This is a genomic window from Streptomyces sp. NPDC024687, assembly GCF_055559055.1.
In genome coordinates this window covers 196,205-209,069 of record NZ_JBVHLJ010000003.1, presented here as the reverse complement: position 1 = coordinate 209,069, position 12,865 = coordinate 196,205, and the positions used below count along the sequence as shown (strand labels likewise).

The 12,865-nt window shown below is 70.8% G+C and carries 12 protein-coding genes; 3 read left to right on the top strand and 9 right to left on the bottom strand.

The features are described 5' to 3' along the window. Nucleotides 1–114 precede the first annotated feature (114 nt). From ACZ39I_RS12785 to ACZ39I_RS12770, 4 genes are all read right to left on the bottom strand, one after another. On the bottom strand, nt 115–798 hold the full coding sequence (locus tag ACZ39I_RS12785) for an ABC transporter ATP-binding protein (RefSeq protein ID WP_467244523.1): 684 nt from the start codon (nt 796–798) through the stop codon (nt 115–117). A gap of 302 nt (nt 799–1,100) precedes the next feature. Next, nucleotides 1,101–2,570: an ABC transporter permease gene (locus ACZ39I_RS12780; protein ID WP_467244522.1), complete on the bottom strand. Its 1,470-nt coding sequence runs from the start codon at nt 2,568–2,570 to the stop codon at nt 1,101–1,103. A 178-nt stretch (nt 2,571–2,748) separates the two neighbouring features. Next, nucleotides 2,749–4,011, bottom strand: coding sequence for a L,D-transpeptidase (locus ACZ39I_RS12775; RefSeq protein WP_467244521.1), 1,263 nt, complete (start codon nt 4,009–4,011; stop codon nt 2,749–2,751). Nucleotides 4,012–4,225: 214 nt separating this feature from the next. Continuing rightward, complete coding sequence (locus tag ACZ39I_RS12770) at nt 4,226–4,570, bottom strand: hypothetical protein (RefSeq protein WP_352389009.1); 345 nt, start codon at nt 4,568–4,570, stop codon at nt 4,226–4,228. A gap of 109 nt (nt 4,571–4,679) precedes the next feature. Between ACZ39I_RS12770 and ACZ39I_RS12765 the strand changes: the two genes are divergently transcribed. Further along, nucleotides 4,680–4,982 carry a hypothetical protein gene (locus tag ACZ39I_RS12765; RefSeq protein ID WP_467244520.1) on the top strand — a complete coding sequence of 101 codons (303 nt, stop codon included), beginning with the start codon at nt 4,680–4,682 and terminating at the stop codon, nt 4,980–4,982. Nucleotides 4,983–5,024: 42 nt separating this feature from the next. After that, entirely contained in the window at nt 5,025–5,816 is a 792-nt protein-coding gene (locus ACZ39I_RS12760; protein ID WP_467244519.1) for a hypothetical protein, read from the top strand. 48 nt (nt 5,817–5,864) lie between these two features. Here ACZ39I_RS12760 and hutH read toward each other — a convergent pair whose 3' ends face one another. The 3 genes from hutH to ACZ39I_RS12745 form a co-directional block, all read right to left on the bottom strand. Then, the gene (hutH, locus tag ACZ39I_RS12755) at nt 5,865–7,403 is read right to left on the bottom strand and encodes a histidine ammonia-lyase (protein ID WP_467245101.1); all 1,539 of its coding nucleotides are present in this window, start codon (nt 7,401–7,403) and stop codon (nt 5,865–5,867) included. Between the two features lie 82 nt (nt 7,404–7,485). After that, on the bottom strand, nt 7,486–8,634 hold the full coding sequence (locus tag ACZ39I_RS12750; protein ID WP_467244518.1) for a GGDEF domain-containing protein: 1,149 nt from the start codon (nt 8,632–8,634) through the stop codon (nt 7,486–7,488). A gap of 393 nt (nt 8,635–9,027) precedes the next feature. After that, nucleotides 9,028–9,831: an enoyl-CoA hydratase/isomerase family protein gene (locus ACZ39I_RS12745; RefSeq protein WP_467244517.1), complete on the bottom strand. Its 804-nt coding sequence runs from the start codon at nt 9,829–9,831 to the stop codon at nt 9,028–9,030. Nucleotides 9,832–10,030: 199 nt separating this feature from the next. Between ACZ39I_RS12745 and ACZ39I_RS12740 the strand changes: the two genes are divergently transcribed. Further along, complete coding sequence (locus ACZ39I_RS12740) at nt 10,031–10,702, top strand: hypothetical protein (protein ID WP_467244516.1); 672 nt, start codon at nt 10,031–10,033, stop codon at nt 10,700–10,702. Here ACZ39I_RS12740 and ACZ39I_RS12735 read toward each other — a convergent pair. Further along, nucleotides 10,699–11,793: an adenylate/guanylate cyclase domain-containing protein gene (locus ACZ39I_RS12735; RefSeq protein WP_352389013.1), complete on the bottom strand. Its 1,095-nt coding sequence runs from the start codon at nt 11,791–11,793 to the stop codon at nt 10,699–10,701. The two genes, ACZ39I_RS12740 and ACZ39I_RS12735, sit on opposite strands and share 4 nt — an antisense overlap. A 188-nt stretch (nt 11,794–11,981) precedes the next feature. Continuing rightward, nucleotides 11,982–12,845, bottom strand: a complete 864-nt coding sequence (locus ACZ39I_RS12730; protein WP_467244515.1) for a biotin--[acetyl-CoA-carboxylase] ligase — start codon at nt 12,843–12,845, stop codon at nt 11,982–11,984. Between the last annotated feature and the right edge of the window lie 20 nt (nt 12,846–12,865).

Here is a 12,865-nt window from a genome sequence, read left to right as displayed (position 1 = left end):
CGAAGTATGCCGAGGGGTGATCACGACCTCAATAGACAAGTCCCCGACAGCAAAGTCTGTTACAAGACTGCCGGATTCAGGGGGAGTTGAGGCTGCTCGCGCTCGCTCGCCCGGTCAGGGGGCGGCGTTCTCCTTCACGGTGATCCTGCCCTTGCGGATCGTGGCGAGGCGGGGGGCCTTCTTCGCGATGGCGGAGTCGTGGGTGACCATGATGAAGGTCAGCCCCAGCTCCTTCCACATGCGTTCGAGTACGTCCATGATCTCGTCGCGCATCGACTCGTCGAGGTTGCCGGTGGGTTCGTCGGCGAGGAGCACCTTCGGCTGCTTGACGAGGGCACGGGCGATGGCGACGCGCTGCTGCTGCCCGCCGGACAACTCGGAGGGCAGGTGCCTCAGGCGCTCCCCGAGCCCGACGGAGGTGAGCGCCTCGGCCGCCCGCTCCCGCCGCTCCTTCGCCTTCACACCGAGGGGTACGAGGGCGGTCTCCACGTTCTCCTGGGCGGTGAGGGTGGGGATGAGGTTGAAGGACTGGAAGACGAAGCCGATGTTCTCGCTGCGGACCTTGGTGAGTCTGGCCTCCGACAGTTTGGCCAGGTCGGTGCCGTCCAGGACGACTTCGCCCGCCGTGGGCTTGTCCAGTGCGCCGAGCATCTGGAGCAGGGTGGACTTGCCACCGCCGGTAGGGCCCTGGATGACGAGCCGGTCCCCGTCGGCGATGGTGAGGTCCACACCGGCGAGCGCGTCGACGGTGTCCTTGCCTCGGGAGTAGCGCTTGGTGACGCTTCTGAGTTCGTACATGGTGGGCTCCTGGGGTGGTGGGGTTCGGGGTTCTGCGGGTTGGTGTCGGTGCGGGTCGGTGGGGGCTGGTCGCGCCCGCGCGGCGGAGCCGCACATCGACACAGCCCCGCGCCCCCGGGTGGGTGCGGTCGCGTCGCCCGTATGCGGGAACCGGCGGCGAGGCCGCGGTGCGGCAGAACCCGCGTGACCGCGGGCAGCCCCTCCCACCACAGCAGGCGTCCACCCGGCAGCAGGCAGGCACGGCTCGGGTGGGGTGACCTCGCCCAACTGCGCCGCGGCCGAGAGGCCACAGCCGACGTCCGCTACTCGACGCGGCGCAACGCGTCCGCCGGCCGCAGCCGGGACGCACGCCAGCCGCCGAACGCCCCGGCGATGAGACCGCCGGCCACGGCCAGCGCGACCGCGATCGACACCGTCGTGAGGCTGACCGGAGCGGTCAGAGAGACGTCCAGCGTCTTGGCGGCCGCCTGCCGGCCGAACCCACCGCCGAAGCCGCCGCCTCCGCCACCGGGAGCACCCGTGCCACCACCGCCACCGCCCAACTGCGCCTGAAGCGTGGGGCTGACGGCCGTCACGACGTACGCGCCCGCCAGGCCCAGCGCGATGCCCAGCGCCCCGCCCAGCAGCCCGTTCACCATCGCCTCACCGACGACCTGCCGGGTCACCCGTCCCGACTTCCACCCCAGCGCCTTGAGCGTGCCGAACTCCCGCACCCGGCGAGAGACAGCGGAGGAAGTCAGCAGACCGGCCACCAGGAACGCGGCCACCAGCACGGCGATCGACAGCCACTTGCCGACGTTCGTGGCGAGCGAGGACGCCGTCGACAGCGACCCCGACACCGTGTCCGCCAGATCCGCCGAGGTCGTCACCGTCGTACCCGAGATGTTCTTCTGGATCGTCGACTTGACGGCGTCGATCTTCTGGGAGTCGGTCGCCTTGACGTAGATCGTGGTGACCTTGTTCTTCGAGTCGCTGAGGGTCTGCGCCTGGGTGAGCGGGATGTAGACGTTGGCCGCCGCGTCCCCGCTGTCCGCGGTGGCGATGCCGATCACCTTGAACTTGACGCTCTTGATGGTGACGGTGGAACCGACCTTGAGCTTCTTCTCCTTGGCGTACGCGGAGTCGAGCACGGCGACCTTGGCATCGGCCTCGGTCGCCTTGAACGTACGGCCGCTGGTGATCTTGGAGGAGGTCAGCGGGCCGAGGGCCGCCTTGGTGACGTCGGTGCCGAAGACGGAGTAGTTGTTGACGTCGAAGTCGGCGCCGCCGCCCCGCACTTCACCCTGCGGCTGGCCGGTGCCGCCGCCGTTCCGGCCGAAGCCGCCTTCACCGCCCCCGTTGCCGTTCTGCTGGAACTGGCCGCGCGTGAACTGGCCGTTGATCTTGATGACCTGGAGACTCAGCCCGCCGACCGCGTCCGAGACACCGGTCTGCCCGTCGACCTTGGTGACCGTGGCGGCGGACAGGGTCTGGAACCCCTGCACCATCACGCGGTCGCTGCTCTGCTCCGCGTCGGACCCGTTGTCCTGCGCGTCGAACCGGAAGCGCGGCCGGTCCGAGGAACTGGCCTGCGGCTGGGCGGCCTTGGTGACGGTCATGTCGGTGCCCAGCCCGTACAGCGACTGCAGGACCTTGTCCTGGGCCTTCCCCATGCCGGACGACACGGAACTGACCACGATGACCAGCGCGATCCCGAGCGCGAGCCCGGAGGCGACGACGAGGGCCGCCTTTCTGCGGCGGCGCAGTTCGCGCCTCAGGTAGGTGAAGAACATGGCCGCAAGCTAGGTACGGCGCGTGATGACTCCATAAGCCCCGAATAAGAGCTGCATGAGAAGGCTGTCCGGGAGCCAGGAACGACCCTGGACGAACCTGTCATCAGCCCTGGAAAAGCCGAGAGCGGCCACCCCGTCGGGTGAGCGCCCTCGAACGATCCGTGTCAGCAGTCGGACGTCAGACCGCCGACCCCGCCTTCCAGTCCGCCCAGCTCAGGTTCCAGCCGTTGAGACCGTTGTCCGGGGCCACCGTCTTGTCGCCGGTGTTCTTCACGACCACCACGTCACCGACGATCGAGTTCGTGTAGAACCAGTAGCCCGGCGTGCCCTTGTCGTTGGCGCCCTTGGTGTCGGACAGGCCCACGCAGCCGTGGCTGGTGTTCACGTTGCCGAAGACGGACTTCGCGCCCCAGTAGTTGCCGTGCACGAAGGTGCCGGAGTTGGTGAGCCGGATGGCGTGCGGCACGTCCTTGATGTCGTACTCGCCCTTGCCGTCGTCGTCGGTGAAGCCCACGGTCGCGCCGTTCATGCGCGTCTCCTTGAACTTCTCGGACATCACCATGACGCCTTCGTACGTCTTGTTCTCCGGCGAGCCGGCCGAGATCGGGATGGTCTTGATGACCGTGCCGTTGTGCGTGATCTTCATCTGCTTGGTCTTCGCGTCGACGTACGAGACCTGGTTGCGGCCGATCTTGAAGGTGACCGTCTTCTGCTGGACGCCGTAGACACCGGAGGCTCCCTCGACACCGTCGAGCGCGAGCTTCAGCGTGACGGTGGAGTTCTCCTTCCAGTACTCGTCGGGACGGCAGTCCATGCGGACGGTGGAGAACCAGTGGCAGACGACCTCCTGGCCGCTGCTGGAGGAGACCGTGACGCCCTTCTGCACGGCCGCCTTGTTGGTGATCTCCTTGTTGAAGTTGATCGACACCGGCATGCCCACGCCGACGGTCGAGCCGTCCTCCGGCGTGAAGTTGCCTATGAAGCTGTTGGCCGGGGAGACCGTCGTGAACGAGGCGTTCTCGTGGGCGACGAGCCCGTCGGTGTCCTTGGCCTCGGCCGCGACCTTGTAGGTCGTGGAGCGCTCCAGCTGGGTGTCGGGCTTCCAGCTGGTCTTGTCCGCGGACAGCTGGCCGGCGACCTTCGTGCCGTCGGTGGTCGTCATCGTCACGTCGGTGAGCGTGCCCTTGCTCACGGTGACGGTGGCGGAGTTGTTGATGGAGGCGTTGTCCGTGCCGTCCTTGGGTGTGATCTTGATCTCGGCCTGGGAGCTCTTCTTGGCCGCCGCCTCGTCGGCCTTGGCCTGCGAGGTGTCGCTGCCGCCGCCCGACGAGGAATCATCGCCACCGGAACAGGCAGAGAGCATCAGCACCCCGCCGAGCAGAGCGGACGCGACCGTCAGGCCCCTGCGCCGCTTACTGACCGTCATCACACGCTTCTCCATCGTTGCCGAATCCCAGAAACCCAGAAACCCCGAGAGTCCCCGTTAATAAAACCTAAACGCTACGACCGGTTCGTCCCGTTCCACCTTCCCCGAAGGTGTGGGGCACACCACGTCCGCTGTGACGGAAGGTGCGTCTGTCGGTTCGTGCGACTCCTGAGACGACGAAACCCCGGGCGGCGGTTGCCACCCGGGGTCACGAATTTCCCGGGCGCACTCAGCCGACGACCTCTTCTTCCTCGTCTTCCTCCACATCATCGTCGTCGAGGTCCCAGTCCGGCGAATCCGGGTCGTAGTCGATGTGCTCGCTGCTCCAGGAGGCCTGGGCGAGTTCGACCCCCGGCACCTCTCCGACCAGGTCGAACGGGTCCACGAGGTACGCGAGGGCCTCCGCAGTGTCTTCCGTCACAGCGCTCTCGGCATGTGCCCGCTCGTCGCCCGGCATGTCCGAATCCCCGGCGATCCGCGCCAGCGCGGCCCGGGTCACGGCCTCCCGGTCGTCGACCTCGACGACGAGTTCCACCCGAAGCCGTACAAAACGTGATGTCTCTTCAGTGCTCATGCCCGGAGCGTAAAGCCCATGGCTCCCGTGACTTTCCCGTGACCCGCGCCTTTCACTAACATCGCCCCACACGGCCAATTCGCCAGCACCACAAGGGGATCGATATTCCGTGTCATCCGTTCGACGTCCGTTGCTGACCGCCACCGCCGCGGGGACCCTCCTGGGCGCCCTGTGGTTCGTCCCGTCCGCCAACGCGTCCCAGGACACCCCGGCGAGAACAGAGCCGTCCGTGCAGGCCACGACGCAGGCACGGGTCACGACCGCGAACACGGAGACGTCCACGGACGACACCCGGCTCGCCGACACCGGCAGCTTCGACACCACGCCGTACGTCGCCGGCGGGACCCTGTTCCTCACGCTGGGTGCGGGCTTCGTCGTCTATTCGGTACGGCGGGAACGGCTGGGTTTTTGAACTGGCTTGACGGTTTCTTGGCACGCCCTTCATAGTCCGCTCATGAAGAGATCATCGAGGGTGCGCATAGGCGCCACGGCGACCGTGAGCGTGCTGTCGCTCGCCCTCGTCACCGGATGCGGCGGAGGCTCGGACGACGACTCGAAGGGGTCCGGTACGTCCAAGGAGGCCGGCGCCTCCGTCTCACCGAGCACGACCACGGCCGCGAAGGCGCTCAGCCCGGCCGCGCTGAAGAAACTGTTCCTCGCCAAGGGCGATGTCGCCGGGTACGAGGTCGACACCGCCGACGACGGCTCCCTGCCGAAGTCCAAGAGCGAGGTGAAGACCGACAAGACCGAGTGCGCCCCGCTGGCCCACGCCATGGCGGGCCTCGCGCCGGGCGACACGGACGCGAGCGCGAGCTACACCGTCACGAAGACTCCCACGGCCACCGCGTCCCCGGACAAGACCTCGCTCGAGGACGCCCTCGACGTCGAGATCACCTTCGTGGGCCTGTCCTCCTACGACGGCGACGGCGCCGAGAAGGCCGTCAAGTCCGTCTCCGACGCCATCGCCGCCTGCTCCGGCGGCTTCACGATCACCGCGGAGGGCGAGAAGCAGAAGGTCACCAAGGTCGCCCCGGTGAAGGCCTCCGGCAAGGGCGACGAGTCCGTCGCCTTCTCCGCCGCCTCCGACATGGACGGCGAGGGCACGGCCACCCTCAACACCGAGGTGGTCCGCGTCGGCAACACCGTCTCCTCGTACTACACGGTGAACTTCGCCTCGTTCGACAGCGGCAAGCCGGCTCCGGTGCCGACAGCCGTGATCGACGCCCAGCTGGCCAAGCTCAAGTAACCACCAGAAGGGCCCTGTTCGCTCGTACGCCGAACAGGGCCCGCCCCCTTACAACAGCGGCCCGGTGACGGCCTCCACCGCCGACACCAGCCGTCCCTCCCGCACGAACACGTCGGCCGCGGCGAGATCGGGCGACAGGAACCGGTCCGGGCCGGGACCCTCGACACCCGCCTTGCGTACGGCACTGATGGCGGCCTGCGTCGCCGGCGCCGGACTCAGGCCCTCGCGCAGCTCGACGGCGCGCGAGGCGGCGTAGAGCTCGACGGCGAGGACCCGGGTGAGGTTGTCGACGGCGGTGCGCAGCTTGCGCGCGGCCGACCACCCCATCGAGACGTGGTCCTCCTGCATCGCGGACGAGGGGATCGAGTCCGCGGACGCCGGTACGGCCAGCCGCTTCAACTCGCTGACCAGCGCGGCCTGGGTGTACTGGGCGATCATCAGCCCGGAGTCCACTCCGGCGTCGTCGGCGAGGAACGGCGGCAGCCCGTGGGACCGGTTCTTGTCGAGCAGCCGGTCGGTGCGCCGCTCGGCGATCGACGCGAGGTCGGCGACGGCGATGGCGAGGAAGTCGAGCACGTAAGCCACCGGCGCGCCATGGAAGTTGCCGTTGGACTCAACGCGACCGTCCGGCAGGACAACGGGGTTGTCGACCGCGGACGCCAACTCCCTCTCCGCCACCAGCCGCGCATGCGCCATGGTGTCCCGCCCGGCCCCGGCGACCTGTGGGGCACAGCGCACGGAGTAGGCGTCCTGGACGCGGGGCGCGTCGTCCTGGTGATGCCCGGTGAGCTCCGAACCCTTCAGCACGGCCAGCATGTTGGCGGCGGAGGCGCCCTGTCCCGGATGCGGCCGGATGGCGTGCAGTTCGGGAGCGAGCACCTTGTCGGTACCGAGCAGGGCCTCCAGCGACAGGGCGGCGGTGATGTCGGCGGACTTGTAGAGCATGTCCAGGTCGGCGAGCGCCATGACCAGCATCCCGAGCATGCCGTCGGTGCCGTTGAGAAGGGCGAGGCCCTCCTTCTCCCGCAGCTCGACGGGCGCGATCCCGTGCTCGGCCAGCAGTTCCCCGGCAGGCCTCACGACCCCGTCCGGCCCCTCGGCGTCCCCCTCTCCCATGAGGGTGAGGGCGCAGTGCGAGAGCGGCGCGAGATCACCGGAGCAACCGAGGGAACCGTACTCGTGGACGACTGGCGTGATCCCGGCGTTGAGCACGTCGGCCATGGTCTGCGCGACCTCGGGCCGCACGCCCGTACGCCCCGAGCAGACGGTCTTCAGCCGCAGGAACATCAGCGCCCGTACGACCTCCCGCTCCACCCGCGGTCCCATTCCCGCGGCGTGCGAACGGACGATGTTGCGCTGCAACTGCGCCCGGAGCTCCGGGCTGATGTGCCGGGTCGCGAGGGCGCCGAAGCCGGTGCTGACGCCGTAGACGGGCTCGGGCCTGGCCGCGAGGGCATCGACGATCCCGCGGGCCGCGGCCAGGGCGGCGACCGCCTCCTCGGAGAGCTCGATACGGGCACCGTCCCGCGCCACGGCAAGGACGTCGGACGCGGTGACCCCGGACGTCCCCACCACCACAGTGTGCATATCCATATTCAGGAGCGTACGCAGTGAATTCCAGGATGTCACTACTGGGTAGGGGGTACGCCCCTTACCGGGCCGACCGGCCTCAGGGCTGCCGCCCCCGGAACGTCCGCCGCTCGGGCGTCTGCCCCGACGGAGCCGCATCGGCCAGCCGTACGACGGGATCGTCGGGCCCGCCCCGCCCCGCGACGACGGGTCTTTCGGCACGCTCGGCCTTCGCCCGGTACTGCGCGGCATCGGCGAGCCGGAAGAGCCGCCGGGCGGACCGGACCGGCCCGATGGGATCGGCGGTGGAGGCCACCCCGCACGCCACCCCCTCCCCCAGCTCCAGCTCACCGGCCCGCCGGCAGAGTTCGTCCGCGGCCCTGACGACGTCGTCGGCGGACGGCCCGACGACGAGCAGACAGAACTCGTCCCCACCGAGCCGCGCGGCCAGCGCACCCGGCAGCATGGCCCCGCACAGCGACAGCACCGACCCGAAACGTTCGAGCAGCCGGTCGCCCACGGCGTGCCCACGGGTGTCGTTGACCCGCTTCAGCCCGTTGAGATCGCAGACGACGAGACTGACGACGACACCGTCCCTGTTGTGCCGGTCGATGGCCTCGTCGAGCCGCGCGTCGACGGCACGGCGATTGGCGAGCCCGGTCAGCGCGTCCGTGAACGCCAGCCGTCTCGCCTCCTCCAGCCGCTCCGCCTGGGCGATTCCGGCGGCGACGACGGCGGCCAGTACGGTGGCGAAGTCGGCGTCCTCCCGCCCGAAGACGGGGGCACCGGTGGGCCGGGCGACATACAGCTCCCCCCAGGCCCGCCCGTTCAGCACGATGGGGGCGACGACACAGCTCCCGCGCCCTCTCCTGCGGAGCGCGGCGACCCGCTGGTGCACATACCCCGGCGGTCCCCCGGCCGCGGGGCCCTCCGCCGTCTCCACCCACGCGTTGGGCTCGCCGCCCCCGGCCCACCGCTCGTGCAGAAACTCGGTGATCTCCGGGAACTGGTGCACGGGGTAGGCCTCACCCTCGGGGAACTCCTCCTCACCGGCGGTCCGCTCCCCCACGTTCACCAGCACCCTGAGCCGTCCGAGCTCCCGCTCCCACACGGACAAGGCGGCGAAACTCCCGCCGAGCGCACGGCACGCCCCAGCGGCGGCGGCCCGCCACGCCTCCCGCGAGCCGTGAGCCGCCGCCATGCCCTGAGCCAACGCGACGACCGCAGCCAGCCGGATGTCCTCACCCATCACTCCAGGCTAGGGAGGATTGGGGCGGAGGCCCGGGTGTGGTTGGGCCGTTAGAGAACGGGGCGCCCAATGAGGTGCCGGGTGGGGTTGTCGGGCGGGTGCCGGCCGGTGGGGGCTGGTCGCGCAGTTCCCCGCGGTGCCGCTGCGCTGGGCTTGAGCGGGGCGCCTACGGGGGTGCCGGGTGAGGTAGTGGGGCGGGTGCGGATGAGTCGTGGCTGGTCGCGCAGTTCCCCGCGCCCCTGAGGGGTTGCAGTCGCCTGCGCCAGGACGGACCGTCGGCCGATCTCGCGCGCCACACACCCCCACCGGAGCCGCACGGGCCGCCGCAGGCACTCAGGGGCGCGGGGAACTGCGCAAAGACGCCCGCCCCCACCGGACCCGCAGACACCCCCGTCAAACCGCCGGAGGCCACCGCGGGGCGCGGTGCTCGTTGAACGCCGCCACCCCCTCCGCCCGGTCCGCCGAGAACGCCACCGCTCGCCACGCCGCGTCCTCCACCTCGAGCCCGGTCCGCAGCTCCAGCCCCTGCCCGAGCCGCAGCGCCCGCTTCGCCGCCCGCAGCCCCACAGGCGAGTTCGCGGCGATGCGAGTCGCCAGCGACAAGGCCGACGCCCGGTCCTCCCCCGGCTCCACCAGCTGATCCACCAGCCCCAGCCGGTACGCCTCCTCCGCCTCCACCCGCCGCGCAGTGAAGATCAGCTCCGCGGCCCTGGCCGCCCCCACCCGCCGCGGCAACAGCTGCGTCCCCCCACCCCCGGGGATCACCCCCACCGACACCTCCGGCAGCCCCACCACCGCCGTACGGTCGGCCACGATCAGGTCGCAGGACAGCGCGAGCTCGTACCCCCCGCCCAACGCGAACCCGTGCACCGCGGCGATCGTCGGCACGGGCAGCTCCAGGACCCCCGTGTACGCCCCCTGGGCCACCGGCCGCTGCCGTACGAGATCCGCGTCGCTGAAGGAGTTCCGTTCCTTCAGATCGGCCCCCACACAGAAGGCCCGCTCATGCGTGGAGCTCACCACGACAACCCGCACCCCCTGATCACCCCCCAGTGCGTCGCAGGCGGCGGCGACGGACCGGGCCATCTCCGTGGAGACCGCGTTCATCGCCTTGGGCCGGTCGAGGACCAGCTCGGCGACATACCCCTCCTCATGCCGTCTCACCAGCACGAACTCCCCGAACCGCTCCTCACCCATGACACCCTCCCGGTTAACGCGGGTTAACAAGAACGCTCCGATCATCGCAGCCCCGCTCCCACCGCGAAAGGTTCCCGCCGGCCCGCCCGACACCCCGTTCGAGTGACATCCCGCCCAACTCCTCCCCCATCGCCCACGGCAGCGCATAACGTGCGCCCCGCCTGGCGCACAGGGGGCGCGGGCACCCAGGGGAGGAAGCATGACGGCGACGATGACGACGACAGGCATGGCGGAGGACGGCGGTACCCGCCTGTTCGGACCGCGCGGCCGCCACCGCAAGCCCCGCCCCCGCAAGGTCCTGCTCGCAGCGGGCGGCCTCGCCCTGGCCGCCGGCGCCCTGAGCCTCGTACGGCTGACCCCCGACGCGGGAATGGGCGCTTTCGGCGCGGCGGAGCCGGACCCCCAGGCCGCCCCCGGCACGGACACGGACCTCGACACGGGCACAGGCACAGGCACCGGCTCCGGCTCCGGCTCCGGCTCCGGCTCCGGCAAGGACCGGACGACGTACGCCGCCGCGGCCGTGGGCTCCGTCCCGCAGGCGAGCCCTTCGTCGACCACGGCGATGGGCGGGATCTCCGCGACTCCGACACGCGCTGTGTCCCCGGCCCCGGCAGGGTCCGCGACCGCCGTACCCCTGCCCCTCGCAGCGGCCCCGACGACGATCCCGGTCGCCCTGAACACCCAGGCACCGGCACCAGCACCGGTACCTACGGCGAGCAGCACACCGCCGCCCCACGCACCCCCGACAGCCGCGACCACGCCCCCACCCGCGTCGACACCCACGCCCCGGCCCACGCACTCGGCCCAGCCCGCGCCCGCGCCGGGCCTGTGCGTGCCGATCGTCGGCCTGTGCGTGCGGCAGGGCGGCTAGGAGGGGGCCACGTCCCGGCGGGTCAGCAGCCAGGGCTCGACGACGCCGAGTCCACGCACCGGTCGCTGCCACATCGGCTGGAGCGCGAAGCGGTACGTCGGCGGCTCCTCGCCCTCCTTCTCGGCGGTGGCCGCGGCCTCGGCCGCCTCCGCCTCGGAGGCGGGCGCCTCGCCGTGCCGGATCAGCTCCTCGGCGAAGGCGCTGTCGACGAGGACTGCGTCCCGGGGAGCTATCGAGGTCAGCCGGGAGGCGAGGTTCACCGTCGTACCGAAGACATCACCCATACGGGTGGTCACCGTGCCGAAGGCGATGCCGACGCGCAGCTCGGGCATGGTCTCGTCGTTCGCCATGGTCTCGATCAGCCGCAGCGCGATCTCGGCGGCCACGGCCGCGTCGTCGGCCGCGTACAGCACCTCGTCACCGAGGGTCTTGATGAGCCGTCCGCCGCGCGCGGCGACGAGGTCGGCGGCGGTGGTCTCGAAGGCCTCGACGAGTTCGCCGAGTTCCTCCTCCTCCATCCGGCGGGTCAGCCGGGTGAACCCGACGAGGTCGGCGAAGCCGACGCACAGCCGCCGGTCGACCATCTCCTCGTCGTCGGCGGCCTGCACGACCCGGCCCGCCGAGGCGGAGAGCTGGCGGCGCCAGACGTAGACGAGGAACTCCTCCAGCTCGGGCAGGAGCAGCTCGATGATCGGGTACGTCACCTCGGTGCGGGTCATGCCCGGTTCCGGGGGGTCGGTCAGGCCCTCCAGGAAGGAGTCGATCTGCCACTCGGCGAGCCGGGCGGTGGTCTGCCCGGTGGACCGCGCCACCTGTACGGCCATGGCCTCGCTCAGCAGCCCCGCCTCGACGAGACCGGCGAGCCGGCGCAGCGCGAGGACGTCCGCCTCGGTGAACGCCTTGGCCTGGCCGACGTCGGCGAAGCCCATCGCCCGCCAGAAGCGGGTAGCCAGCTCCATGGAGACGCCGGCGGTGCGGGCCGCCTGAAAGGGGGTGTAGCGCCGCTCGGCGCCGAGGATGAGCTGTTCGAGACGCACGGCGAGCGGGTGCGGGGTCGCGTCCGCGCCGGAGCCCGTGTCGTCTGCGGTCACGCCTGCTGCCCTTCCGATCTGTCACGGTCAGGTATCGACCGGCCTCAACTGTACGGCAGGTGTGCGCCAGCTCACGTCCTCGCTCCGCCAGGTGGAACCGATGGTCCGTGAGTGGCTTGCCTCTCCGGTCGGCCGCCGGGGCGTCGTGGCTGGTCGCGCAGTTCCCCGCGCCCCTGGCTGAGCCATGTCTACGCCGGTCGCAGGTGCACGATGTCTCCCGCACCCACCGGCTGCTGCACCCCTTCCTCCGTCGCGATCACCAAGCGGCCGTCGCCATCCACCGCCACCGCCTCCCCCACCAGCGAACGATCTCCTGGCAGCTCAGCCCGCACCCTTCTTCCCAGCGTCGCGCACCCCGCCGCATACGTCTCCTGGAGGCCGCTCACCGTCGGGTCGCCCGCCGCCGCGCGCCAGCGGTCGTACCACTCCTCCAGGGAGCGCAGGACGGCCCGCAGCAGGGGGTCCCGGTCGGTGCTGACCGCTCCGGCCAGCGCCAGCGAACCCGCGGTGGGGACGGGCAGCTCGTCCTCCCGGAGGGTGACGTTGATGCCGACGCCCACGACGACTCCGCCCTCGCCCGCCCGTTCGGCGAGGATCCCGCCGGCCTTGCGTTCCTCGCCGCCCACGGTCACCAGGAGGTCGTTGGGCCACTTGAGGGCCGTGTCCACGCCCGCCGCCCGCGACAGGCCCGTCGCGACCGCCACCCCGGTCAGCAGCGGCAGCCAGCCCCAGCGGGCCACCGGCACGTCCCCGGGTGTCAGCAGAACGGAGAAGAACAGCCCCGACCTCGGCGGCGCGGTCCACTGCCGGTCCAGCCGGCCCCGCCCCGCGGTCTGCTCCTCGGCGACGAGGACCGCGCCCTGGGCCGCCTTGCCCGCGGTGGCGAGGGCGACCAGGTCGGAGTTGGTGGAGCCGGTACCTGCCACCACCTCGATCCCGGACCACAGGCCGCCCTCCCGCACCAGCCCGCGTCGCAGTGCGGCGGCGTTGAGGGGCGGCCGGTCGAGGTCCGACCAACGGCTGTCGTCTCCTGAAACATCTCGCGGCGTCATGCAAGCCACCCTAGGTGTGT